General features: G+C 70.0%; 19 protein-coding genes. 15 read left to right on the top strand and 4 right to left on the bottom strand.

What is annotated here, in order from left to right:
• Positions 1 to 16 precede the first annotated feature (16 nt).
• Positions 17 to 961, bottom strand: a complete 945-nt coding sequence (locus tag ACGFNP_RS09500) for a TauD/TfdA family dioxygenase (protein ID WP_393316704.1) — start codon at positions 959 to 961, stop codon at positions 17 to 19.
• 1 nt (position 962) lies between these two features.
• Positions 963 to 2,528, bottom strand: a complete 1,566-nt coding sequence (locus ACGFNP_RS09495) for a tryptophan halogenase family protein (RefSeq protein WP_393316701.1) — start codon at positions 2,526 to 2,528, stop codon at positions 963 to 965.
• 471 nt (positions 2,529 to 2,999) lie between these two features.
• Here ACGFNP_RS09495 and ACGFNP_RS09490 point away from each other — a divergent pair, with 471 nt between their 5' ends.
• Both ACGFNP_RS09490 and ACGFNP_RS09485 read left to right on the top strand, forming a co-directional pair.
• Complete coding sequence (locus ACGFNP_RS09490) at positions 3,000 to 4,376, top strand: PLP-dependent aminotransferase family protein (protein ID WP_393316698.1); 1,377 nt, start codon at positions 3,000 to 3,002, stop codon at positions 4,374 to 4,376.
• Positions 4,373 to 5,458 carry a prephenate dehydrogenase gene (locus ACGFNP_RS09485; protein ID WP_358338291.1) on the top strand — a complete coding sequence of 362 codons (1,086 nt, stop codon included), beginning with the start codon at positions 4,373 to 4,375 and terminating at the stop codon, positions 5,456 to 5,458. Before ACGFNP_RS09490 ends, ACGFNP_RS09485 begins: the two co-directional genes overlap by 4 nt.
• Before the next feature lie 59 nt (positions 5,459 to 5,517).
• On the opposite strand, the gene ACGFNP_RS09480 is transcribed toward ACGFNP_RS09485, so the two are convergent.
• Complete coding sequence (locus ACGFNP_RS09480) at positions 5,518 to 6,288, bottom strand: AfsR/SARP family transcriptional regulator (RefSeq protein ID WP_358338294.1); 771 nt, start codon at positions 6,286 to 6,288, stop codon at positions 5,518 to 5,520.
• A gap of 318 nt (positions 6,289 to 6,606) precedes the next feature.
• Between ACGFNP_RS09480 and dpgA the strand changes: the two genes are divergently transcribed.
• Genes dpgA through ACGFNP_RS09435 form a run of 9 tightly spaced genes read left to right on the top strand, consistent with a single transcriptional unit; the run spans position 6,607 to position 15,524 of the window.
• Positions 6,607 to 7,662, top strand: coding sequence for a 3,5-dihydroxyphenylacetyl-CoA synthase DpgA (dpgA, locus tag ACGFNP_RS09475; protein ID WP_393316693.1), 1,056 nt, complete (start codon positions 6,607 to 6,609; stop codon positions 7,660 to 7,662).
• Entirely contained in the window at positions 7,659 to 8,324 is a 666-nt protein-coding gene (gene dpgB / locus ACGFNP_RS09470) for an enoyl-CoA-hydratase DpgB (protein WP_358338300.1), read from the top strand. Before dpgA ends, dpgB begins: the two co-directional genes overlap by 4 nt.
• Complete coding sequence (gene dpgC, locus ACGFNP_RS09465) at positions 8,321 to 9,613, top strand: (3,5-dihydroxyphenyl)acetyl-CoA 1,2-dioxygenase DpgC (RefSeq protein WP_393316690.1); 1,293 nt, start codon at positions 8,321 to 8,323, stop codon at positions 9,611 to 9,613. Before dpgB ends, dpgC begins: the two co-directional genes overlap by 4 nt.
• Positions 9,610 to 10,404, top strand: a complete 795-nt coding sequence (dpgD, locus tag ACGFNP_RS09460; RefSeq protein ID WP_393316687.1) for an enoyl-CoA-hydratase DpgD — start codon at positions 9,610 to 9,612, stop codon at positions 10,402 to 10,404. Before dpgC ends, dpgD begins: the two co-directional genes overlap by 4 nt.
• A 35-nt stretch (positions 10,405 to 10,439) precedes the next feature.
• Positions 10,440 to 12,023, top strand: coding sequence for an MBL fold metallo-hydrolase (locus ACGFNP_RS09455; RefSeq protein ID WP_358338308.1), 1,584 nt, complete (start codon positions 10,440 to 10,442; stop codon positions 12,021 to 12,023).
• Between the two features lie 28 nt (positions 12,024 to 12,051).
• Positions 12,052 to 12,273: an MbtH family NRPS accessory protein gene (locus ACGFNP_RS09450; protein ID WP_358338311.1), complete on the top strand. Its 222-nt coding sequence runs from the start codon at positions 12,052 to 12,054 to the stop codon at positions 12,271 to 12,273.
• Between the two features lies 1 nt (position 12,274).
• Positions 12,275 to 13,078, top strand: a complete 804-nt coding sequence (locus ACGFNP_RS09445) for an alpha/beta fold hydrolase (RefSeq protein WP_393316683.1) — start codon at positions 12,275 to 12,277, stop codon at positions 13,076 to 13,078.
• 3 nt (positions 13,079 to 13,081) lie between these two features.
• Positions 13,082 to 14,200: a capreomycidine synthase gene (gene vioD, locus ACGFNP_RS09440; protein ID WP_358338317.1), complete on the top strand. Its 1,119-nt coding sequence runs from the start codon at positions 13,082 to 13,084 to the stop codon at positions 14,198 to 14,200.
• 10 nt (positions 14,201 to 14,210) lie between these two features.
• Positions 14,211 to 15,524, top strand: a complete 1,314-nt coding sequence (locus tag ACGFNP_RS09435) for a cation:proton antiporter (protein WP_358338320.1) — start codon at positions 14,211 to 14,213, stop codon at positions 15,522 to 15,524.
• Between the two features lie 7 nt (positions 15,525 to 15,531).
• Here the strand turns inward: ACGFNP_RS09435 and ACGFNP_RS09430 are convergent, their stop codons facing one another.
• The gene (locus ACGFNP_RS09430) at positions 15,532 to 16,107 is read right to left on the bottom strand and encodes a flavin reductase family protein (protein ID WP_358338323.1); all 576 of its coding nucleotides are present in this window, start codon (positions 16,105 to 16,107) and stop codon (positions 15,532 to 15,534) included.
• A gap of 531 nt (positions 16,108 to 16,638) precedes the next feature.
• On the opposite strand from ACGFNP_RS09430, the gene ACGFNP_RS09425 reads away from it, so the two are divergent.
• The 4 genes from ACGFNP_RS09425 to ACGFNP_RS09410 all read left to right on the top strand — a co-directional run.
• Positions 16,639 to 18,552, top strand: a complete 1,914-nt coding sequence (locus tag ACGFNP_RS09425) for an ABC transporter ATP-binding protein (RefSeq protein WP_393316678.1) — start codon at positions 16,639 to 16,641, stop codon at positions 18,550 to 18,552.
• A 47-nt stretch (positions 18,553 to 18,599) separates the two neighbouring features.
• A complete protein-coding gene (locus ACGFNP_RS09420) occupies positions 18,600 to 19,727 on the top strand; it encodes a hypothetical protein (protein WP_393316675.1) in 1,128 nt (375 codons plus the stop codon).
• Positions 19,699 to 22,665: an amino acid adenylation domain-containing protein gene (locus tag ACGFNP_RS09415; protein ID WP_393316672.1), complete on the top strand. Its 2,967-nt coding sequence runs from the start codon at positions 19,699 to 19,701 to the stop codon at positions 22,663 to 22,665. Before ACGFNP_RS09420 ends, ACGFNP_RS09415 begins: the two co-directional genes overlap by 29 nt.
• Positions 22,662 to 24,628: condensation domain-containing protein (locus tag ACGFNP_RS09410; protein WP_393316669.1), on the top strand; the 1,967-nt coding region annotated here is incomplete at its 3' end. The genes ACGFNP_RS09415 and ACGFNP_RS09410, both read left to right, overlap by 4 nt.

Raw genomic sequence — 24,628 nt, 5'->3', positions numbered from 1 at the left:
CGTCGAACGGAAACGGTCAGGTCATGGCCAGCAGGATGCGGCGCGACCCCTTGTACGCGGTGCGGCTGTGGGCCAGCCGGACGTTGTCGAGGATCAGCAGGTCCCCGGGCACCCAGTCGAAGCTCACCGCGCTCTCCCAGCCCGCTCGCCGGATGTCGTCCAGGTCCTCGACCTGGAGCGCGGACCCGTCGCCGTAGTGGCACGAGCTGGGCAGCTCGTCCTCCCCGACCAGGCTGAGCAGCTCTTCACCCAGCCCGGGACCCGCGCCCGACCAGTGCCACTGGTCGGCCTGGTTGAACCACACCTCCTGGCCCAGCTCGGGATGGACCACCGTGGCGGGCCGGACCTGGCGGGTGTGCAGGGCGCCCCGGGCGGTCCAGGAGAAGTCCACCTCGAAGGCTCGCAGATGATCCTCGACGACCGCGCGGTCCTCGGTCTCGTACGTGCTCTGCCACGACCTGCCCAGACCAGAGCCGCCGTGGAGCCGCTGCTGGTACAGCAGCCCCTTGTCGGTGAAGCGCCGACGCACCTCGGCCGGTATGCGGCGCAGGATCTCCCGGCTGTCGGCGATCGGGGTCTGCCCGCCGCTCTCCGGCGCCACCACGCAGTGGAAGAACAGCAGGCTCGGCCACCGGCCGGCGTAGGACAGCTCGTTGTGCAGGGAGATGTCCAGCTCGGCCGGGTATTCGGTCGAGGTGTAGACGTTGGCGCCGGACACCTTCTCCCGCGGGGAGTTCCCGTGCACGTAGTTCAGGAGACGGCTCTCCGTCGCCGCCACCGCCGCGGCGAACACCTCCGGAGAGGCGGCGTCGAAGCCGCGCAGAAGCACGGCACCGTGCTCGGCGAGCCGGTCACCGAGCCAGGCCCGATGCCCGGCCACGAACTCGGCCAGGTCGGTGGGGGTGTCGGGTTCGACACGGAGCGGGAACCCGCGGTCGGCGTCGAGCAACGTCGTCTTCATGTCACTTCCCGTGCAACCGGCGCAGGTAGTCGTACGTGGTGGGCAGGGACTCCAGCAGCTCCCGCTGCCGTTCCTTGATCCCGGCGAAGATCGGCTCCGCGCTGGCCAGCATGTCGGGACGGTGGGCGAGCACCGATGGCGCGCGGTCGGGGTCGAAGCCGAGGCCGGCGAAGATGCAGTAGTAGTTGCTGTTGTTCCAGAAGTTCCGGAACTCCGCCTCGAAGTTGCTGTAGTAGGTGTTCTCGTCGGTCACCGGCATGTTGACCGCGAGTCCCGCCCGGTACATCGCGATCTTCTCGGTGATGTCCGGCGACAGCGCGAGCTGCTTGTTCGCCTTCCAGAACGGCGTGTCGTCGCGCGGCGAGAAGGAGAAGTGGGCCTGGATGAAGTCCCGCGAGTCGTCGAACATGATCTCGATCTCGCGGTTGAACCGGTCGAGCAGCACCGGGTCGAAGTTCTTGTCGGGGAAGTGCTTGGCGAGCTGGTAGATGGCGGCCGTGATGAAGTAGATGCCGGTCGACTCCAGCGGCTCCAGGAAGCACGACGACAGACCGATGCTCACGCAGTTGCGCACCCAGGCGCGGCGGTTGCGGCCGACGCGGAAGCGTACGTGGTTGAGCGGCACCTTCTCGGGGTCGAGGTTCCAGAGGTCGCAGAACTCCTGGGTCGCCTCGTCCTGGCCGGCGAAGCGGCTGGAGTAGACGTAGCCGCTGCCGAACCTGCCGAGCATCGGGATCTTCCACGTCCACCCGGACGACATCGCGATCGACGAGGTGAAGGGCTCCACGCCCAGCTCTTCGTCGTCGTTGGGCACCTGGGTGGCCACGGCGCGGTCGTTGAGCAGGAAATCGCTCATGTCGAGGAACGGCTCGCGCATCGCCTGGTTGATCAGCAGGCCGCGGAATCCCGAGCAGTCGACGAACAGGTCCCCTTCGAGGGTGAGCCCTCCCTTGGTCCGGAGGCCGGTGATGTAACCGCGCTCGTCGAGGAGCACGTCGGTCATCTCGTCCTCGACGTGCTGCACGCCCTGCTTCTTCACCGCGAAGCCGCGCAGATAGGCGGCCACCAGGTTGGCGTCGAAGTGCCAGGCGTAGTTCGTCCACTGCTCGCCGTCGAGGGTGCGCGGGGCCAGCATGGCGTCGAGGACCGGGGGCTCGCGGTAACACGCGTACGCGAACGGCTCGTCGGTCTGGCCGGCCAGCTTCTTGGCCGCCCAGTACTGCGACAGCGGCAGCTGCTGATGGTTGGGCAGCAGCCCGAACAGGTGGTAGAAGTGGTCGCTGCCGCCGTCGAAGGCGCGCGGCTGAGCCGAGCCCCGGCCGCCGGTGCGCCAGTTGACGAACTTGATGCCCATCTTGTAACTGGCGTTGCACTCGCGCATCCACTCCTCCTCGGGCACGCCGAGGAAGTCGAAGAGCACGCGCTGCAGGTTCGGCACGGTCGCCTCACCCACGCCGATGCGGGGGATGGACGGCGCCTCCAGCACCGTGACGGTCACGTCGCCACCCAGCGCCTTGCCCAGGTAGGACGCGGTCATCCAGCCCGCCGTGCCTCCTCCGAGGATCACGACATTCCTGATCCGATTATCCATCGTGACAGGCCCTTTCATTGCGGGACGGGCATGACCGTTCAGGGCGTTCAAAATCCCGGAACGGGAACCTAATCCAGCTCTCACCCGGCCGTCAACAATGGATATCAGACAATTCAGGGAGCGGACTTCGACCGGTTCGATAGCGACGATAGATAATGCGCCGTCGGGGCGCAAGATGCGGAATGCCGGCGATGGCGGCGGATCGAGCCAGGGCTCTGAACAGGTGCTGGGAGCTGAAACGGTGGCCGGTAGCGGGTTAATGACCCGCCTCCGAAGCGCCAATGGTGTTTCAGTGGAGGCCCGCTGACGCCCGGGCTCCGGCTCTTGTCCGGAGCCGTCGGCGCGTGTGACCATGCTGAAACACGACCGCCAGAAAAAAGGCATCCAGCGAAAAATTCGTGACCGATATTCCGCGCTGAACGGACGGACGTTATGCGGGACGAGACAATGAATTCGGGGACGCCCGCCGGGGCGTCCTCGCTCGCCTTGTCCGGAGGTGGGACGGACCTCCGGAGGGAGGACCTGCACCCCAGCGTGTCGGACCCGGTCATGGACACGATGAACTTCCTCAACGAGATCACCCTCCGCTATCCGGAGGCCATCTCGTTCGCGCCGGGCCGGCCGTACGACGGGCTCTTCGACGTCGAGCAGATCTTCTCCTACGTCCGCCGCTACCTCGATCACCTGGCCCAGCAGGGCGAGTCGCCGGCCCGCATCCGCGAAGCGCTGTTCCAGTACGGCCCGACCGCCGGACGGATCCGCGAGCTGATCGCCGGTTCCCTGCGCGCGGATGAGGGCATCGACGTGCTGGCCGAGTCGATCGTGGTGACGGTCGGCTGCCAGGAGGCCATGTTCCTGACGTTGCGCGTGCTGTTCTCCCGGCCCGAGGACGTCCTGCTGGTCTCCAGCCCGTCCTACGTGGGGATCACCGGCGCGGCCCGGCTGCTCGGCATCGAGCCGGTCGGCGTGAACGAGTGCATTGAGCCGGTCGGCGTGAACGAGCACGAGGGCGGCCTGTCGTGTGCCGACGTCGAGGCGGCGGTCGCGGTGGAGCTGGCCGCCGGGCACCGGCCGCGGGCGATCTACGTGACGCCGGACCACTCGAACCCGTCAGGCGTGACCATGCCGCTGCGGACCCGGCACGAGCTGCTCGACCTGGCCGCCCGCCATGATCTGCTGATCCTGGAGGACAGCCCGTACCGGCTGGTGAGCCAGGCAATCCGGCTGCCGACCCTGAAGTCGCTCGACCGGGGGCGCCGGGTGGTGCACCTGGGGTCGTACTCCAAGACCGTCTTTCCCGGGGCCAGGGTCGGGTTCGCCGTGGCGGACCAGACGGTCGTGGACGCCGCGGGCCGCTCCGGGTTCCTGGCGGACGAGCTGGCCAAGGTCAAGAGCATGGTGACGGTGAACACCTCGCCGCTGGGCCAGGCCGCCGTCGCGGGTGCGCTGCTGGAGTCGGCGGGCCGGATCTCCGACCTCAACAACGAGACGGCGAAGTACTACGACGACACGTTGCGGACCACGCTGCGCTGCCTGGACCGGATCCTGCCGCCCGCTCGCCGGGCCAGGCTCGGGGTCGGCTGGAACCGGCCGAGCGGGGGATTCTTCCTGACGGTGAAGGTGCCCTTCCGCGTCGACAACGCGGCGCTGGCCAGGTCCGCGCAGGACTTCGGGGTCATCTGGACGCCGATGAGCTACTTCTATCCCCAGGGCGGCGGCGAGCGGGGCATCCGGCTGTCGACCAGCTACCTGACCCACGACGAGATCGAGTCGGGCATCGAGCGGCTGGCCGCGTTCATCGCCTCGGCGAGTGAGGCCTCGTGAGGACGGCGGCGGTGGTGGGCACCGGGCTGATCGGGACCTCGGTGGCGCTGGCCCTGAGTCGTCGCGGGGTGGCCGTGCATCTGAGCGACGCCGACGAGCAGGCGGCAAGAACGGCCGCCTCGCTCGGTGCCGGCACGCTGAGCCCGCCGGCCGGGCCCGTGGACCTGGCGGTGCTGGCCATGCCCCCGGCGCACATGGGGCGGGAGCTGGCCAGATGGCAGCGGCAAGGGCTCGCCCGCGCGTACACCGACGTGGCGAGCGTCAAGGCGCGCCCGCAGCGCGAGATCACCGGCGCCGGCGGCGACCTGGCCAGATACGTGGGCGGGCATCCGATGGCGGGCGGGGAACGGTCCGGGCCGCTGGCCGGCCGGGTCGATCTGTTCGAACGGCGGTACTGGATCCTCACGCCGTCCGCGGACACCGAGCAGGACGTGCTCAACACGGCGCTGGAGCTGGTCTCGCTCTGCGGGGGAGTGCCCGTAGTGATGGGGATGGCCGACCACGACCGGGCGGTGGCGCTGGCCTCGCACGCGCCCCATGTCGTGGCGGCGCTGATGGCCGGTCTGCTGGAGGACGTCACCGAGGACGCGGTGCGGATCTGTGGCCAGGGGCTCAGGGACGTCACTCGGATCGCCGGCGGCGACCCGGAGCTCTGGGCCGACATCCTCGACGCCAACGCGGACGCGGTGGCGGACGTGCTGCAACTGTACGCGGGTGATCTGGCGCGAACCATCACCGCGCTGCGCGGGTTGTCCGGCGCCGATCCGGTGGATCGGCGCCGGGGGGCGGTCGAGCTGGAGTCGGTCCTGCGGCGCGGTACGCGGGGTCACGCCCGGATTCCCCACAAGCACCACGGCCCGGAGCCCAGCTACGCGGAGGTCGACGTCGTCATCTCCGACGAGCCCGGCGCGCTGGCCAGGGTGCTGGCCTCGGCGGGAGACGTCGAGGTCAACATCGAGGACGTACGCATCGAGCACACGCTGGACGAGCCGAGCGGGAGGGTCCGACTGCTGGTCACTCAGGCGTCGGCGAACCTGCTCGCCCAGCGGCTCAACGCGGACGGTTGGGAGGTACGGACATGAACGCTGCGCTCGCCCGGAACTCACGAGGTACGGACATCAACGCTGCGCTCCCCCGGCACTCACTGGGTGCACGGGATCAGGGTGACCTCCATGGCGGGAGCTCGTTCGAGGATCGCCATCTGGAGGTGCCTGAGCTCGGCCCCCGGCTCGATGCCGAGGTCGTCGCGGAGCTTTCGCCGGATGATCTCGTAGTCCTGCAGGGCCTCGGCCTGGCGGCCGGAGCGGTACAGGGCGAGCATGAGCTGCGCGGTGAAGACCTCGTGGAACGGGTACTCGGTCACGATCTTGTGGAGGTCGGGGATCATCCGCCGGTGGTTGCCGAGCTCGAGTTCGAGGCTGGCGAGCTCCTCATAGGCCGCGATGCGTTCGTTCTCCAGCAGGGCGGCCTCCCGCCGCAGCAACTCACCCGGCACCCCGGCCAGGGCGCTGCCCCGCCAGATGGACAGGCCGTTACGGAGAGCCGTCACCGAGCCGGTCTTGTCGCCCTGCCTGGCGTGCTCGCCCGCCTCGGCCATCCGGTCGTGGAACAAGCGGAGGTCGAGAACGCAGGAGCCGAGCTCGATCGTATAACCCGAGGTGCTGTTCCGCAGGTTGACCTGGGGCAGCGGACTGAGGAGCTGCCGGAGGCGATACACGTACGACTGCAGTGTGGTCTGCGCCGCTGTCGGCGGCCGGCCGTCCCACACGTGATCGATCAAACTCTCGCTTGACACTTCGTTGTCGGCTTCAAGGAGTAACGCGGAAAGAACAATCTTCTGTTTTGGCGCTGTGATGTGAATCCTGCCCCCAGGGTGCTTGACGTCGAGAGATCCCAGAATAGAGAAGCTCATGCCTGTCCCCCATCATGATCAATGCTGACGCAATTGCCGATCCTAGTTCTGTCCGACAATTCACGTCAACGGACAGAACAGTTTGACGATAAGTCAAACCTCCTGATGAGAGCCCGTCCTCGGCCTGGGGAAGCCGGTCGTGGAACGTATTAACCGCACGGAAATAAATACCCTCTCGTGCCTGAAAGTCCGATGCCACCGAAAGCGATTCGGGAAAAGGTGAGCCCCATTGGTACTTGAATTAGCAGAATGGCAGAGCACCCCGCGGAGTAAGACCCGCATGTGGGGGTGGACCTACCGATGACCACCGTCCTCACCATGCCTCAGGTCCGTATCGCCGGCGTCGGCACCGCGGTGTCCCCCGATGCCTACTCGCAGGAAGAGGTGCTCGACGCCTTCGCGATCACGGATCCCCGGATCCGCTCGCTCTTCCTCAACAGCGCGATCCAGCGGCGTCACCTCACCCTGCCTCCGCTCGGCGCCGACGGCCGCCGGGTGCAGGAGTCGCAGGGCGAACTGCTGAGCAAGCACAAGACCATGGCCGTCGCCATGGGGGCCCGCGCCCTGCAGGCGTGCCTGAAGAACATCGGCGCCGACATCTCCGACGTACGGCATCTGTGCTGCGTGACCTCGACCGGTTTCCTGACGCCCGGCCTGAGCGCGCTGCTCATCAACGAGCTCGGCCTGGACCAGCACTGCAGCCGCTCCGACATCGTGGGCATGGGGTGCAACGCCGGGCTCAACGCGCTCAACGTGGCGACCGGCTGGTCGATGGCCCACCCGGACGAGCTGGCCATCGTGCTCTGCGCGGAGGCGTGCTCGGCGGCGTACGTCTTCGACTCGACCATGCGCACGGCGGTGGTCAACAGCCTGTTCGGCGACGGCGCCGCGGCGGTCGCGCTGCGCTCCGAGCCCTCGGAGAACACCGTGCCCGGCCCGCGGATCCTCGGCTTCGCCAGCCGCATCATCACCGAAGCGCTGGACGCCATGCGTTACGAGTGGGACGAGGACGCGGGCAAGTTCAGCTTCTTCCTGGACCCGGACATCCCCTACGTGGTCGGCATGAACGCGGAGGAAGTCGTCGACCGGCTGCTCCGCGCCGCCGGCCTGCGACGCAGCGACGTCCGGCACTGGCTCGTGCACTCCGGCGGCAAGAAGGTCATCGACGCGGTGACCGTCAATCTCGGACTGACGCGGTACGACGTACGGCACACCACGGGAGTGCTGCGTGACTACGGAAACGTGTCCAGCGCGTCCTTCCTGTTCTCTTACGAAAGGCTGCAGGAGGAGAGAGTGGCGGAAACAGGCGACTACGGCGTCCTGATGACCATGGGCCCCGGCTCCACCATCGAGACGGCGCTGGTCCAGTGGTGACCGGCGACGCGCTCTCCATCAGGATCGACGGTGCCCTGCCGGTGTCCCCGGAGTCGATCGGCAAGCTGAGAGAGCTCTGTGACAGGGCCGACGACCACGAGGGCGGGCGGCCCGTCGTCGTCCACGTCTCCGGGACCCCCGCGCACCCCCGCGCGGAAGGACTGACGGTCGCGCTGGTGAACAAGTGGGAGCAGGCGCTGCGCCGGCTGGAACGCCTGGCGGCGCCCACCGTCGCACTCGCTTCGGGCGACTGCGGCGGCCGGGCCTTCGAGGCGCTGCTGGCCACCGACTACCGCATCGCCACCCCGCACACCCGCTTTCTGATGCCGCTCCAGGCGGGGGCGGCCTGGCCGGGCATGGGGACCTTCCGGATGGCGCAGCAGGCGGGAGCGGCCGGAGCGCGCCGGAGCGTGCTGTTCGGGATGCCCATCACCACGGCCGAGGCACTGTCGCTGCACCTCATCGACGAGATCGTGGCCGACCCGGACGCGGCGCGGGCTCGTACGGCCGAGCTGGCGGACGTGGTGTCCGGCCAGGAGCTGGCCATCCGCCGCCAGCTCCTGCTCAACGCGGAGACGATGAGCTTCGAGGACGCGCTCGGCACCCACCTGGCGGCCTGCGACCGCGTGCTGCGCCGGGCCGCCGCCGAGGTGGCGCCATGACGGCGGGCACCGTGCGGACGCCGTTGCCGGTCGGCCGGACGGCGCTGGCCGCGGCGGCGGCCCGGGCCGCGGCCGCGCTGGCAGCGCTTCCCGACCCGGGCGAGCGCTCCGGCGAGCAGCGCGGCGCGGCGGCGGAGGCCAAGGCGGCCGCCCGGCGGGAGCGTGCCGCGTTCCTGGAGACGCACGTGGAGGCGGTATACGCCGAGCTCACCGCGGATCGCACCGCGTGGCCGCGCCTGGCCGAGCTGGTCGAGGCCGCGGCGGCCGCCTTCCCTGGGCTGGTGCCCACGCCGGAGCAGCTGATCGCGGAGCGGGCCCGCCCGCAGGCGGAGAAGGAGGGGCACGAGATCGACCAGGGCCTCTTCCTGCGTGCCGTCCTGCGCTCGCCTGTCGCCGGGGCACACCTGATGGAGGCGATGCTCCGGCCGACGGAGCGCGCGCTGCGGCTCCTCCCCGAGTTCACCGGCACCGGCCTGGTGGAGCTCGGCTCGGTGCGGGTGGAACGCCGTGACGGCGCCGCGTACCTGACCATGACCGGCGCGGACTGCCTGAACGCCGAGGACGACGGCCAGGTCGACGACATGGAGACCGCCGTCGACCTGGCGCTGCTGGACCCCGCCGTACGCGTCGGGGTGCTGCGGGGCGGCGAGATGAACCACCCCCGCTACCGAGGCCGGCGGGTGTTCAGCGCCGGCATCAACCTCAAGAAGCTGCACGCGGGCGACATCTCGCTGGTGGACTTCCTGCTGCGCAGGGAGCTCGGCTACATCAACAAGCTGGTGCGGGGCACGGCCGGCCACGAAAAGCCCTGGGTGGCCGTGGTGGACGGGTTCGCCATCGGCGGCGGAGCCCAGCTGCTGCTCGTGTTCGACCAGGTCATCGCCGCGTCCGACGCCTACGTGAGCCTGCCCGCCGCGCAGGAGGGCATCATCCCGGGCGCGGCCAACCTGCGCCTGTCGCGGGCGATGGGGCCGCGACTGGCTCGCCAGGTCATCCTGCACGGACGGCGGGTGTGGGCGACCGAACCCGCCGCGGCGTTCCTCATCGACGAGGTGGCCGAGCCCGGCGACCTCGACGCCGTGATCGCCGGCGCGGTGGACCGGCTCAGCGGGCCGGCCGTCGTGCCGAACCGGCACATGCTGAACCTGGCGGAGGAGCCGCCGGACGCCTTCCGCCACTACCTGGCCGAGTTCGCGCTGTACCAGGCCGAGCGCCTGTACAGCGACGACGTGATCAGCAAGATCGGCCGGTTCCAGGCCGAGCGGAAGACCCGGGCGCGGGTGCCGTGAGCACCCGGGTGGCGTATGAGAAGAAGGACCACGTGGCCAGGGTCACGCTGGACCGGCCCGCCGTGCTGAACGCGATGGACCTGCGCATGCACGAGGAGCTGGCCGAGGTCTGGGACGACGTCGAGGCCGACGACGACGTGCGGGTCGCGGTGCTGACCGGCGCCGGGGACCGGGCCTTCTCCGTCGGGCAGGACCTGCGTGAGCGCGCCCGGCTGAGCGCGGCCGGCGCGCCGCCGACCACATTCGGCAGCCGGGGGCAGCCGGGCTGGCCCCGGCTGACCGAGCGGTTCGGCATGTCCAAGCCGGTCATCGCCCGCGTGCACGGCTACGCGCTGGGCGGCGGGTTCGAGCTGGCGCTGGCCTGCGACATCGTCGTCGCCTCCACCCAGGCGGTCTTCGCGCTGCCGGAGGCGCGGCTGGGGCTGGTGCCCGGCGCGGGCGGCGCGTTCCGGCTCGCCAGGCAACTGCCGCTCAAGACCGCCATGGGCCACCTGCTCACCGGCCGCCGCCTCACCGCCGACCGGGCGCTGCACCTCGGGCTGGTCAACGACGTCGTCCCCGCGGCCGAGCTGGACGTGTGCGTCGCCGGGTGGACCGACGACCTGGTCCGGGCCGCGCCGCTCTCCGTACGCGCGATCAAGGAGGCCGTGCACCGCTCGCTCGACATGCCGATCGAGCAGGCCTTCACCACCCCCTACACGTGGGAGACCCGCCGCATGCACAGCGACGACGCGCAGGAGGGCCCCCGAGCGTTCAACGAAAAACGTGAGCCAGTCTGGCGCGGCTCATGACACCGAAAGTACGCGCAACCTCAAAGGGAGCATTCATGGCCGACGAGCCACAGTATCTCCGCCCCAACGTCATCATCGAGCCGCTGGTGGACCGCTTCTACGCGTGGCTGCACACGGTGGCCCCGGTTCAGGCGTCGATGAATCTGGCCTTTCTGCAGGCCCCGTTGCTGGAGTCCTACCTGCAGTCGCCGCCCGTGCACGTGGCGGCCACCGCCAACCCGGAGTTACGCGGTGGCTACTTCGTCGGGATCCCCGAGGAGCGCGCGGACGAGGTCCGCGACCTGCTCAACACCATCAAGAAGGACAGCGCAGACATGTTCGCCTTCGCCGAGGCGATCGCGAAGGGCGAGGACATCGTGCGGCAAGGGGCGACCGGGTTCGACCTGACCCCCCTCTACGCCAAGTTGCCCGCGGAGCTGGCCGGCCTGGTGGAGATCGCCTATGACACCAGCAACCAGGCGTCCCTGCACTTCCTGGAGCCGCTGGTCTACAAGAGCAAGGCGTACATCGAGGACCGGCAGTCCGTCCAGCTGTCGATCGAGCCGGGCGTCGAGCGGCCGTTCATCCTGAGCACGCCGCGGCTGCCCGGCCCGGACGTGCTCGACCTGCGCATCCCCTTCCGCCATCAGGGGCTGGAGGAGCTCTTCTCCACCCGGCTGCGGCCCCGCAGCCTGAGCAGCCTGCGGGAGGCCCTGGAACTCGACGACGCCCAGGCCGCCCAGCTCGCCACGTTGCTGACCAGCGACTACAGCCAGGCTCCTGACCGGCACATCGAGGAAGGCGGCCGGATCCGCTACTTCGGGCACGCCTGCCTGGCGCTCCAGACGTCCGAGGCCACGGTGCTCACCGATCCGTTCATCAGCGCCGACACCAACGCGACGGACCGCTACACCTACCGTGACCTGCCCGACCACATCGATCTCGTGCTGATCACGCATGGCCACCAGGACCACATCGTCCTGGAGACGCTCATGCAGCTGCGGGGTCGGGTCGGCACGGTCGTGGTGCCACGATCCTCGCGCGGCAACCTCTGCGACCCCTCGCTCGGCCTCTACCTGGAGCATCTGGGCCTGCCGGTGCTGGAGGTGGACGAGTTCGACGAGATCCCATTCCCCGGCGGCAGGGTCGTCTCGACCCCGTTCCTGGGCGAGCACGCCGACCTCGACATCCGCAGCAAGTCCACGTACTGGATCGAGCTGGGCGGCAAGTCCGTCTTCGTCGGCGCCGACTCCTCGGGCGTCGACCCCACCCTCTACCGCTACATCTCCAGCCACCTCGGCACCGCGGACCTGGCCTTCCTCGGCATGGAGTGCGACGGCGCCCCGCTGACCTGGCTCTACCAGGCGCTGCTCACCAAGCCGGTGACGAAGCGGATGAGTGACTCGCGCAAGCTGTCGGGCTCCGACGCGGCCCAGGCCGGCGCGATCGTCAACGAGCTGGGCGCGAAAGAGGTCTACATCTACGCGATGGGGGAGGAGAGCTGGCTCGGCCACGTCATGGCCACCAGCTACAACGACGACTCCTACCAGCTCCAGCAGATCGAACAGTTCATGTCGTGGTGCAAGGAGCGCGACATCCGAGCCGGCCACCTGCTCAACCAGCACGAGTGGCGTTGGTAAACCCGTCAACCCCGTGAAGGAGACGACCATGCGTACCACCACCTTCGACTTCGAGAACCCCGAGGCCCGCTTCAAGGTGTTGATCAACCACGAGGAGCAGTACTCGCTGTGGCCCGGTGACCTGCCGGTCCCCGGCGGCTGGAACGAGACCGGCGTGCTCGCTCCCAAGGAGGAGTGCGACGCCTACATCGAGGAGAACTGGACCGACATGCGCCCGAAGAGCCTGCGTATATTGCTCGACGGGAAATAGCGTGCCCTACGTCTTCACCAATGGCATCCGGCTCACCTATGACAGGTGGGGCCAAGGGGAACGCGTACTGCTGATCATGGGTTCCGCCGCCGCGGGCCGGGTCTGGACGATGCACCAGACCCCGGCCCTCACCCGAGCCGGATACCAGGCCGTCACCTTCGACAACCGCGGCGTCCCGCCATCCGACGTGCCGCCGGGGAAGTATTCGATGGCTGACATGGTGGCCGACACCAAGGGCCTCATCGAGGCCCTTGGTGCGGCCCCGTGCCGCATCGTCGGTTTCTCGCTGGGCGGCCAGATCGCCCAGGAGCTGGCGATCCACCACCCCGAGCTGGTCAGGTGCGCGGTGTTCATCGCGACCACGGCACGCTCGGACACCATGCGCGCCGCGTACCGGCGGGCCTACCGGGCGCTGGCCGGCAGCGGCGTGGAGCTGCCCGGCGAGTACGAGGCGGCCATGACGGCCGCCCAGATGCTCTCGCCCGCCAGCCTGAACGATGACGCCGTCGTCTCGCTCTGGCTGGACGCCTTCCAGCACTCCTCCGGCAAGCAAGCGGCGCAGGGGCAGCTGTGGGCCGAGAACTCCGACGACCGGCGCGCGGCGCTGCGCACCGTGGCCGCGCCCTGCCGGGTCATCGCGTTCTCCGACGACGTGGTCACCCCGCCGCACCTGTGCGCGGAGGTGGCGTCCGCGATCCCTGACTGCGACTACGTCGAGATCCAGGACGCGGGTCACTTCGGCTGCCTGGAGCAGCCGGACGAGGTCAACGAGGCGATCCTCGGATTCCTGAAACGAACGGACTGAGCCATGAGACTGCCCTCCGCGCCGCTCGAAGACTGGCTGCGTGACTACTACTTCACCGCCGAGATCGACATCAGCTCCAGCGGCGTGCACTCGTACTCGATGGGCGAGGTGCGCGCCATCACCGGGACGGGGCACGACGAGATCGACGCGCTGGTCCTCGACGACGGCTACTCGCTCGGCACGCCCGCGGTCCGGGCCGAGATAGCCCGCCGCTGGGGCGACGGCGACCCGGACAAGGTGATGACCAGCTGCGGGTCGGGCGAGGCCATCTCGCTGGTCATGATGTCGCTACTGCGGCCCGGCGACGAGGTGATCGTGGTCGCTCCCGGCTATCACCTGCTCGTCGACTACGTCGCCGCGCTCGGCTGTACGGCGCGCGAGTGGCGGCTGGAGGCCTCGCAGGGCTTCCGGCCGCCGCTGGACGACCTCGCCGGGCTGGTCAACGAGCGCACCAGGGCGATCGTGGTGAACTTCCCGCAGAACCCCACGGGCGTCACGGTCACCGACGACGACATGCGCGTCCTCGTCGAACGCGCCCGGGAGGTGGGCGCGTACGTGCTGTGGGACGCGGCCTTCGCCGAGCTCACCTACGACCGGGCCCCCCTCCCCGACATCTCCACCCGGTACGAGCGGGGCATCGGATTCGGCACCTTCTCCAAGGCGTTCGGCCTGCCCGGGCTCCGGTTCGGCTGGGCCTTGGGACCGGCGGAGGTGCTCAGGGACTGCATGCGGATCAAGGACTACACCACCCTGCACGTCTCGCCGCTGGTCGAGCTGCTGGCGCTGGGCGTCCTGCGCCACGCCGACGCGTTCGTGGAGCCGCGGCTGAAGCAGGCGAGCGTCAACCGGGAGATCGTCCGGGACTGGGCCGCCTCCGTACCGGAGCTGGTCTCGCTCACGCTGCCGGACGGCGGTGTGTCGGTTTTCCCCCGGTTGCTGGGGATGGCGGACACCGGGGACTTCTGCGAGGAGCTGTTCCAGCGGCACGGCGTCCTGGTGATCCCCGGCTCGTGCTTCGGCGGTCCCGGGCACATCCGGCTGGGGTTCGGCGGCTCCACCGATGAGCTCGTGACCGGGCTGGAAAGACTGACCACGGCGCTGACGGCCTGGCCGAGAGCTTGAGGGCCGTCGGATGATCCTCGCCCTCGGGCCCGTCCCGCCGATCACCGCCCACCAGTCGCTGCTGTTCCTGCTGCAGATCGGCCTGCTGCTCGGCACGGCCCTGCTGCTGGGGCGGCTGGCCACCCGCCTGTCCATGCCCGCCGTGGCCGGCGAGCTGTGCGCCGGCGTGCTGCTCGGCCCGTCGATCCTGGCGCAGGTGGCGCCGGGGATGGCGGCCTGGGTGTTCCCCGCCTCGCCCGAGCAACTGCACCTGGTAGACGGCGTGGGTCAGATCGGCGTGCTGCTGCTGGTCGGTCTGGCGGGAATGAGCATGGACGTGGGCCTGATCCGGCGCAAGGGCGTCGCCGCGGCCTGGGTGAGCGCCGGTGGCCTGCTGGTGCCGCTCGGTCTCGGCGTGGCGACCGGGTTCCTGCTGCCGGCCGTACTGCTGGCCGACGGCGCTCCCGGCGGACGTACGGTCTTCGCCTGGTTCCTCGGGGTCGCGATGTGCGTCAGCGCCATCCCCGTCATCGCCAAGACGCTGCTGGAGCTGCGGCTACTGCATCGCAATGTCGGCCAGCTGATCATCAGCGCGGCCGCCGTGGACGACTTCGTCGGGTGGCTCCTGCTGTCAGTGGTGGCCGCGATGGCCACCGGCGGCGTGGACCCGGCCACGGTCGCGCGGTCGACCGCGATGTTGCTGCTGGCCGCGCTGACCGCGGCCACCGTGGGGCGGCTGCTGGTGAACGGCGTGCTGCGGCTGTCAGCCCGCGTGGCCGAGCCCGGGGTGATGCTGGCGGCCGCGGTGGCCGTCATCGTCCTGTTCAGTGCGGCGGCCCAGGCGGCCGGTCTGGAGCCGATCGTCGGCGCGATGTTCGGCGGCGTCCTGATCGGCTCGTCGGGCTGGGTGGATCGGAAGAGACTGGCGCCGCTGCGTACGTTCGTCGTCGCGGTGCTGGCCCCGATCTTCTTCGCCACCGCGGGCCTGCGGATGGACCTCACCGCGCTGGCCGACCCCGGCGTGCTGCTCGCCGCGCTCGCCGTTCTGGCGGTCGCCGTGATCGGCAAGTTCGCCGGAGTGTACGGCGCCGCCCGGTTGGCCCGGCTCGGTCACTGGGAGTCGCTCGCCCTCGGGGCCGGGCTCAACGCGCGTGGCGTGATCGAGGTGGTCATCGCGATGACCGGCCTGCGGCTGGGCGTCCTCAGCCCGGCGATGTACACGATCGTGATCCTGGTAGCGGTGGCGACCTCGCTCATGGCGCCGCTGCTCCTGCGCTTCACCGTGCGCCGCATCCCCGTCACCGAGGAGGAGAACGCGCGGGAGGTGGCGATGGCCACCAGGTGAAGCGGTCTCATCGTTCCGCGACCGGTGGTAGTCCGTTCGCGCCGTTGGCCCGGTGCAGCTCCCTGGCCAACGGCGGCTGGGCGGCGGCACCGTGCCTGACATCGACGAACTCGCGGGAAAAGTAGACCAGCGGGGCGATGTCGCCAGGTGAGACGTGGACAGCGGTGACGACCCCGATCAGCAGGAAGTGGGTCGAACGCTCCATGATCCCGTCCACCTCGCACGCGAAGCAGGCGGCGGCGTCGAGCAGGATCGGCACACCGGAGGAGTCCTCGGACCACCTGCCATAGGTGAAGCGGTCGACGCCTTTGATGCCGGGAATCCGCCCGGCGAACGCCTCGGCGACGTCGCGCTGCCCGTCGCCGAGAATGCTGACCGAGAACGTTTTCAGCTCCGGGACGATGCCGCCCAACCGGGTCTGCCGGTTGACGCCGACCGCCAGGCTGGGCGGATCCACGGTGAGGGAGAAGACCGAGGTGGCGGTGATGCCGTAGGGCCGGCCCTCTGCCGAGCGCCCGGTGATGACGCTCACCCCGCTGACCAGCCTCTGCATTCCGAGTCGGAAACCGTCGACAGAGTCCATGACCTTCTCTCCGGACTTTCCGGCGCGGGCTCATCCGGCAGTCGCCGCAGCCAATCAACGGATAGCCGGGCGAGCCTTGCAATAATGGCCGGAGACCGCTCCGCTGTAATGCGAAACAAGGATGACCTCGGCGCGTGGTCCGGCTGTCTAGACTTCCACCATAGAGACCGCGACCCGCTTCAGGAAGACCTGACAGCGGATCACCAGCATTCCGCCAGAACGCCGCTATCGTTTACTGTAAGCCCAGCTCAACTGGTCTCAATGGACGATTCCACCAGCGATACTCCAGCGCTTTTACAGGGCTTATCAGGGGCCTGTTCAGTAATGCTGCCGACCGGCAATTTAAATTGGCTGAGACCTATTGTTTCCGCGGTCGTTGTGGGTACTATCCCTCAGGTAGTGGCTTAGAGCTGATTATGCGGCTCCCTGGTGCGCGAGTGCGGCCAGTCGAAGAAATCGACAATGCGGAGGTTCCCCCATGCATTGCGCGACAATCGCGAGGAACCGATGAAAGGGCGCGGGGACGGCCCTGTGCACTCGCGTGAGGGCGGTCATGAAGGTCCTCCGACGAAGCGCGGCCGCTCCAGGCGGCCGCCGGTCAGCGAGGTCCTCGGCCTGATGGCCGGCGCCGTCCGGCTGGTGTGGAGGTCCAGCCCGCGGCAGTTCCTCGTGGTGATGATCGCCGATCTGGTGCAGAGCGTCGGCATCTTCGTGGTGATCGTGCAGATCCAGCAGGTGCTGACCGAGCTCATCCAGGCCAACTCCGGCCTCGACGCCTCGGGCCTGGCCCGCGACATCATCCTCTTCCTCGTCGCGAACGTGGTGATCCTGGTGGCCCAGGCGTTCATCACCAACCGGCGCCTGCTGCTGACCGAGCAGACGAGCATCTACGTCTGCGGCGAGATCCTCAAGGTCTCGTGCCTGGCCGAGCTCAGGGACTTCGACGACTCCGGCTTCCACGACCGGCTGCAGCGCGCCGCCTCCAGCGCGATCACGCGTCCTGCCCGCATGGTGGACAGCCTGATCATGATTACTCAGGCGCTGTTCGCGCTGGTGTCCATCTGGGCCGCGCTGCTCACCGTGAACCTCTGGATCGCCCTGGTGGTCCTGGCGGTCATCATCCCGATCTGGATCGGCGGCATCCGCGGTGGCGAGCAGTTCTTCGAGTTCGTCACGGAGACCACGCCCGCCGACCGCAACCGCAACTACCTGTTCAGCCTGCTGACCACCCGCGAGCCCGCCAAGGAGATCCGCGCGTTCAACACCGCGCAGCACCTGGCCCAGCGCTGGCGGACGATCACCCAGCGGCGGCTGGAAGCCCTGGCCGTGACGCTGCAGCGGCGCTTCCGCTCCTCGTTGATCGCCTCCATCGGCAGCAACGCGGTGGTCGCGGTCGCGGCAGGCGTCCTCATCCTGCTGAACCTGTCGAGCGTCCTGACCCTCGCCCAGACCGCCACCGTCGCCGGCGTGCTCGTGCTGTTCAGCCAGCGCATGCAGGACATGATCGCCGGCACCAACGAGTTCTTCGAGTCGGCTCCGCTGGTCCGCGATCTGAACGCCTTCCTCGCCGAGGAGACCAGTCTCGCCAGAGAGCGGGCCGGCCTGCCCATGGCCGGGCCGTTCGACCGGATCGAGCTGGCGAACGTCGGGTTCACCTATCGCGGCTCGGAGCGGGCCGCGCTCGACGACATCTCGTTCTCCATCCGGGCCGGCGAGGTCATCGCCCTGGTCGGGGAGAACGGCTCCGGCAAGACCACCCTGGCCAAGCTGCTGGCCGGCCTGTACTTCCCGCAGGGCGGCTCGATCCAGGTCGACGGCACCGAGCTGCGCGACATCGACTCCCGCGCCTGGCGGGAGACGGTCGCCGTGCTCTTCCAGGACTTCGTCAGGTACGCGCTGCCCGCCGAGGAGAACATCCGCCTCGGATCGATCGACAAGCAGGCGGACCTGGACGACATCCGCGAGGCCGCCCGCGCCGCCGGGGCCGACGCCTTCCTGGCCACGCTCCCGGACGGCTACGAGACGATCCTCTCGCCGCAGTTCGGGGCGGGGCAGGACCTCTCGCTCGGGCAGTGGCAGCGGGTCGCGCTGGCCAGGGCGTTCTTCAGGAACGCGCCGCTGGTCATCCTCGACGAGCCCAGCGCGTCCCTGGACGCCAGGGCCGAGCGGGCCCTGTTCGACAGCGTCCGCGACCTGTACGCGAACCGGACGGTGCTGCTCATCTCCCACCGCTTCTCCACCGTGCGCACGGCCGACCGGATCATCGTGCTCAACGAGGGAAAGATCATCGAGCAGGGTACGCACAACGCCCTCATGGCCGCCGACGGCCTCTACGCCGAGCTGTTCACGATGCAGGCGAGCGGCTTCCTGGACGACGCCGAACAGCGCTCCACCGACAAGCTGGGGGAGATCATGACGGCCGGTTCCACCTCCGAATCGGGCTGAGGCCCCTCATCTCCTGGCTACGCGGCCCGCCCGGATTGGAGTCTGCCGTGAAACTAGGTCAATCCGAGCGGGTCCGGCCGGATACGCCGGCCCCGCTCACCCCGCAACCGCTGCCGGTCGCGGCGCACGTCGCGCTGCGCCTCACCGGGCGGCTGGACGTGGCGGCCCTGCAGGGGGCGCTGACCCGGCTCGCCGCGCCGCGTGAGCCTGCTTTCGCGGTGCTCGACCTGAGCGGTGAGCCGCGTGGCCCGCGTGCGGCCGGCGAGGTGGTCGCCACCATCCTCGCCGAGGAGTCGCTGACCGGCCTCGACGCGGCCGCCCCACCGGCGCCACGCTGCTGGCTGGTCCGCATCGGCGCGGACGACCACCTGCTCAGCATGGTCCTGGACCGGGGGCTGGCCGCGCTGCTGCCGAGCCTGCCGCTGCTGTACCGGGGGGACGGCGTCCCCGACGCGGCGGCGGAGCGTGCGGCCGTCGTGCCCGGTGCCCTGACGGAACGTGCGACCGCCGGCGGCTCGGCGGCGGCCAACTACGCCTTCGCCATCCCCGCCGAGACCGGGCGGGCGCTGCGCGAGACGGGCGACCGGCTGCGAACCACCGTGCCGGAGCTCGTGCTGGCGACGTTCGCGGCGCTGATCGGGGTGTGCGGCGAGTGGGACCACGTGACGCTGGGCCTCCCGGCGCGTGGGCAGATCCTGCGACTCGACCTCACCGGCACACCCTCGCTCGAGGACGTGCTGGTCCGCGTGCGGCCGGGCCTGACCGCGAGCCCGGCGGCCGACACCTGCCATCTCGCGTTCGAGAGCACGACCGCCGGTGAGTCGCGGCACGGCGCCGGGCGGTGGACGCGCGGGCTGCGCGCCGCCTTGGCCTACGCCGACACGACCCCGGACGACGTGGACCTGGCCTTCGTCCTCCACGCCGGCGACCACCGGCTCGGCGGCCGGTTCCGCTACCGGACCGACGCGTTCCACGAAGCCGCGGCCGACCGGCTCGCGAACTATCTGATCACCGTACTCGACGCCGTGGCGGCGGACACCGGGCGGCCGTTCTCGCGGATCCCGGTCGTGACGACGGGCGGGTTCCACCGGCTGGCCCGCCAGCTCCCCCGGCAGTGGACCGAACCGTGGAAGGGCGGGGGCCCCGATGACAGCACAGCAGGTGGCCGGCGATGACGGCCCGCGCACTCTTCCCGCCGCGTTCGAGGCGGTGGCGGCACGGTACCCGGACGCGGTCGCCGTCAGTGCCGAGGGCACGGATCTCACGTACGCGGAGCTGAACAGCGCGGCGAACCGGCTGGCCCGGCACCTGGTCGTCCAGGGCGTCGGCCCGGAGGAGTTCGTCGCCCTCACCCTCCCGCGCGGTGCGGACCTGGTCGTCGCGATCCTGGCGGTGCTGAAGGCCGGGGCCGCGTACGTGCCGATCGAACCCGGCCACCCGGCCGACCGGATCGCGCACCTGATGCGGGACGCGCGCCCGGCCTGCACGGTCACGGCCGAGACGTTCGCGGGCCTGGCCGGCTATCCCGGCCACGACCTGACCGACGCCGACCGGGCGATTCCGCTGGCGGCGGCGCACCCGGCGTATGTGATCTACACCTCCGGCTCCACCGGCAGGCCGAAGGGCGTGGTGGTGTCGCACGCCAACGTCATCCGGCTGATGAGCACCACCGAGCCGCTGTTCGGCTTCGGACCCGACGACGTCTGGACGCTGTTCCACTCGTTCGCCTTCGACTTCTCCGTCTGGGAGTTGTGGGGAGCGCTGCTGTACGGCGGGCGGCTCGTCGTGGTGCCCTACCTGACCTCGCGCTCGCCCGACGACTTCCTGCGCCTGCTGGCCCGCGAGCGCGTCACAGTGCTCAACCAGACGCCTTCCGCCTTCTACGCGCTGATGGACGCCGACCGGAACGACCCCGCCCCCCTCGCCCTGCGATACGTGATCTTCGGCGGGGAGGCGCTGGACCTGGGGCGCCTGGACGCGTGGTTCGCCGGCCATCCCGGGCTGGAGCGCCGCGACACCGTCCTGGTCAACATGTACGGGATCACCGAGACCACCGTGCACGTCACCCACCTGGCCCTGGACCGGACGAGCGCGGCCGAGGCCGGCGCGGGCGCCATCGGCTCCGCCCTTCCCGACCTGCGCGTCCGCGTCCTGGACGAAGCGTTGCGGCCCGCCGGGCACGGCGAGCTGTACGTGGCCGGCCCCGGCCTCGCCCGCGGCTACCTGAACCGGCCGGCGCTGACCGCCGAACGCTTCATCGCCGACCCGCACGGTCCCGCCGGGGCCCGGATGTACCGCAGCGGCGATCTGGCCCGCCGACACGACGACGGCACGCTCGGCTACCTGGGCCGTGCCGACCAACAGGTCAAGATCCGCGGGTTCCGCATCGAACCGGGGGAGGTCGAGGCCGTCCTGTCCCGCAACCCCTCGGTCGCCGGCGTCACCGTGGTGGCCAGGGAGGACCAGCCGGGCGTCCGGCGGCTGGTCGCCTACGTCGTGCCCAGGGCCGGACTCCCACTGACGGAAGCGGAGCTGCGCGCGTTCGCCGCCGCGCGGCTGCCGGACTACCTGGTCCCGGCCGCCGTCGTGCTGCTGACCGCGCTGCCGCTCACCCCCAACGGGAAGATCGACCGCGCCGCGCTGCCCGCTCCCGGTCGCGCCTCGCTCCCCGGGCTTCCCGCACCCGCCCCCGAGACCGGGCCCCGCACGCGCGAGGAAGGGCTGCTCGCCGTTATCTGGGGCGAGCTGCTCGGGCGGGACGACGTCGGCGTCCACGACAACTTCTTCGAGCTGGGCGGCGATTCGATCACCGGCATCCAGATGGTGGCCAGGGCCCGCCTCGCCGGGCTGACGCTGACCTCGGCCCAGGTCTTCGAGCACCAGACCGTCGCCGAGCTGGCCCGCGCCGCCGCCGAGCCGGCTCGCGCCGCCGCCGGTCCGCGAGAGGCGCCGCTGCCCGCGTTCCTGCGCACGCTGTCGCCGTACGGGCTGGCCGAGCCGGGGCGGCACGTGCAGACGCGGCTCCTGCGCCTGCGCCGGCCGGTCGCGGAGGAGACGCTGCGGGCGGCGCTCACCGCCCTGGTCGATCACCACGAGGGGCTTCGCCTGCGGCTCACCGGCCCGGACGCGACGGCGATGACTTGCGTACCGGCCGGCGACGATCCTGAGCTGCTGACGGCGGCCGGGCCCGGGTCCGCCTCGGAGGCGAAGGCGTGCGCGGCCATCGACCCGGTCCACGGGCCGCTGCTGCGCGGCGTGCTGATCGACGGGGGATCGCTCCTGCTGGCCGTGCACCGGATCGCGGTGGACCCGGTGTCCTGGCAGCTCTTGCTCGACGACCTGGAAACCGCCTGCACCCAGCTGGAGCGCGGCGAAGCCGTCCGGCTCGCGCCGACGGCCACGTCAGTCCTGGCTTGGGCCGAGCGGACGGCGCCCACCCCCACGCTCGTACCCGGGAGACCACACCATCGGGTACGCATCGTACGGACGGAACTGTCCGCCGAGCGGACCGGGCTGCTGCCGGAGGTGCTGGCCACCCACGGCGTCCGGATGGCCGAGGTGCTGCTGGCGCCGCTGGTCCCCGTCCTGCGCGAGTGGGCGGGCGGTCCCGTCACCGTCGACGTGGCCGGCCACGACCGCGACGCCGACCTGGCGCGCACCGTGGGCTGCCTGTCCACGCTGCGGCAGGTGCGCATCGACGACCTTCCCGCCGCTCCCGGTGACGCGCTCAAGCAGGTGAAGCAGCGCGTACGGGCGGCCGCCCCGACCACGCGGCCGGCCGAGGTGTCGCTCGGCTACCTCGGCGAGGACCACCGGGCCGACGGACTGTTCCAGCCGGTCCAGAGTCAGGGGCCGGCGCCCGCGTATCCGATCGAGATCGACTGCCGGCTGACCGGCGGGCGGCTCGAAATGACCTGGTCCCACGACGACCGCGTGAGCGCCGACCGCCTGGCGTTCCGCCACGCCGAGCTGCTCGCCACGCTCGTCGACGGCTGCCTCCTGCGGCCCGGCACCGGATACACCCCCTCGGACTTCCCCCTGGCTGGGCTCGACCAGTCGGCGCTCGACCTGATCCAGCAGCGTATTGGTTCCCCATTCGGAGGTCGGTCATGACGTCACCCGGTCCCATCGAGGACATCTTCCCGCTGACCGCCATGCAGCAGGGCATGCTGTTCCACTCGCAGCTGGATCCCGGGATCTACTGGCTGCAGAACGGGCTGCTGCTCGATGGCGACCTCGACATGGGTGCGTTCGTGCGGGCCTGGGAGTTGATGTTCGAACGGCACCAGCTGCTCCGCGCGACCGCGATGTGGGAGGGGCTGCCCAACCCCGTCTGGGTGGTGTCGCGCGCGGTGTCGTTGCCGCTCGACGTGCTGGACTGGTCCGACCTGGACCAGGAGGCGGAGCTGGCCGATCTCCTGGCCGCCGACCTGGCCTGCGGCGTCGACCTGGAGCAGCCCACCCTGGTACGGCTCATGCTGATCCGCCTGGGGGAGGACCGGCACCAACTGGTGTGGAGCCACCATCACGCCGTGCTGGACGGCTGGAGCATCCCGCTGGTGCTCAACGAGTTCCTCGACGCCTACCACGCCTTCGCCATGGGGGCGGAGCCCGAACTGCCCGTACGGCGGCCGTTCCGCGATCACGTCTCCTGGGTGACGGGACAGGACCACGCCCTCGCCCTCGCGGAGACCGAGACGTACTGGCGGGACCGCCTGGCTGGGCTGGAGTCCGCGACCAACCTGCACGTGGAGAGGCCGACCGGCGACCACGGCTACCACACCCACCGCGCGTACCTCTCGCGCGAGGCCACCTCGGCGCTGACCGCGTTCGCCCGCCACCACCGCCTGACCCTCAACACCCTGGTGCAGGGCGCCTGGTCACTGGTGATGTCGGCCTACTCCGGCAGTGACGACATCGTCTACGGCCTGGCCACCTCCGGCCGCGGCGACCACCTCGACGGGGTCGAGTCGATGGTCGGGCTGCTGCTGAACTCGATCCCGGCCCGCGTACGGGTCTCACGAGACGAGACGGTGACTTCGTGGCTGCGTGACCTGCAGCGGGACATGGTGGCGGCGCGCCGGTTCGAGCACACGCCGCTGACCGCCATCCAGGAGTGGACGGAGGTGCCCAAGGGGCAGCCGCTGTTCACCAGCATGTTCGTGTTCGAGAACTATCCCGGGGTCGATGGCGCGGTCGGCTCGTTGCTGATGTCGGAGAACTTCGCGCTGGAGCGGAACAACTTCCCGCTTACCGTGGCCGTGTTCCCGGGGGCGGAGCTCGGCGTCAGCATGGCTTATGACCTGGGCAGGTTCGGCCAGGCGACGATCGAGCGGCTGGTCGGGCACCTGTGGATGGTGCTGGACGCCGTGGTGGCCGGGCCCGATCGGTTGTTGTCGGAGCTGCCTGCTCTGACCTCGGCTGAGTTGCGGCTGCTGCGGGAGGTCAACGCGACCGGGGTGGTGCTGCCTGAGGTGGGGGGTGTGCATGAGTTGGTCGCGGCTCGGGTGGTCGCTGATCCTGGGGCGGTCGCGGTGGCCGAGCTGGAGGGGCAGCTCAGTTATGGGGAGCTGGATGTCCGGGCCAATCAGTTGGCTCACAGACTGATCCAGTTGGGTGTGGGGCCGGAGACGACGGTGGCGTTGTGTCTGGAGCGTGGCGTCGATCTTGTTGTGGCCGTTTTGGCGGTGTGGAAGGCGGGTGCCGCTTATCTGCCGTTGGATCCCAGCTATCCCACCGACCGGATCGCTTATCTGCTGTCCGACAGTGGGGCGGGTCTCCTCCTGACCACGGAAGCGCTGCTGGAGGACCTGCCTGCCGGCCGCCTCCGCACACTGCTGGTAGACGAGCCGAGCGTGCAGGCTCTGCCGGTCACGGCCCCCTCGGTGGTGGTTGCCCCGGACCAGGCTGCTTACCTGATCTACACCTCCGGCTCCACTGGTCGTCCCAAGGGGGTGCGGGTGGCGCATCGGGGGCTGGTCAACCTGGTGGTGGCGCAGGGTGAGGCGTTCGGGGTGTCGGCGTTGTCGCGGGTGTTGCAGTTCGCTTCGCCGGGGTTCGATGCGGCGGTGTCGGA

It is taken from the genome of Nonomuraea sp. NPDC049269 (assembly GCF_043197155.1).
Taxonomy (GTDB): domain Bacteria; phylum Actinomycetota; class Actinomycetes; order Streptosporangiales; family Streptosporangiaceae; genus Nonomuraea.
The sequence above is the reverse complement of the archived record's forward strand: the minus strand, read 5'-3'. Positions and strand labels throughout refer to the sequence as shown.

What these genes read in the sequence shown, in the direction of transcription:
- ACGFNP_RS09450 (WP_358338311.1), top strand. Translation starts at nt 12,052, where the DNA reads ATGCGTACCACCACCTTCGACTTCGAGAACCCCGAGGCCCGCTTCAAG.
- dpgC (WP_393316690.1), top strand. Translation starts at nt 8,321, where the DNA reads ATGACGGCGGGCACCGTGCGGACGCCGTTGCCGGTCGGCCGGACGGCG.
- ACGFNP_RS09455 (WP_358338308.1), top strand. Translation starts at nt 10,440, where the DNA reads ATGGCCGACGAGCCACAGTATCTCCGCCCCAACGTCATCATCGAGCCG.
- ACGFNP_RS09415 (WP_393316672.1), top strand. Translation starts at nt 19,699, where the DNA reads ATGACAGCACAGCAGGTGGCCGGCGATGACGGCCCGCGCACTCTTCCC.
- ACGFNP_RS09430 (WP_358338323.1), bottom strand. Translation starts at nt 16,107, where the DNA reads ATGGACTCTGTCGACGGTTTCCGACTCGGAATGCAGAGGCTGGTCAGC.
- dpgA (WP_393316693.1), top strand. Translation starts at nt 6,607, where the DNA reads ATGCCTCAGGTCCGTATCGCCGGCGTCGGCACCGCGGTGTCCCCCGAT.
- ACGFNP_RS09490 (WP_393316698.1), top strand. Translation starts at nt 3,000, where the DNA reads ATGAATTCGGGGACGCCCGCCGGGGCGTCCTCGCTCGCCTTGTCCGGA.
- ACGFNP_RS09435 (WP_358338320.1), top strand. Translation starts at nt 14,211, where the DNA reads ATGATCCTCGCCCTCGGGCCCGTCCCGCCGATCACCGCCCACCAGTCG.
- vioD (WP_358338317.1), top strand. Translation starts at nt 13,082, where the DNA reads ATGAGACTGCCCTCCGCGCCGCTCGAAGACTGGCTGCGTGACTACTAC.
- ACGFNP_RS09480 (WP_358338294.1), bottom strand. Translation starts at nt 6,288, where the DNA reads ATGAGCTTCTCTATTCTGGGATCTCTCGACGTCAAGCACCCTGGGGGC.
- ACGFNP_RS09500 (WP_393316704.1), bottom strand. Translation starts at nt 961, where the DNA reads ATGAAGACGACGTTGCTCGACGCCGACCGCGGGTTCCCGCTCCGTGTC.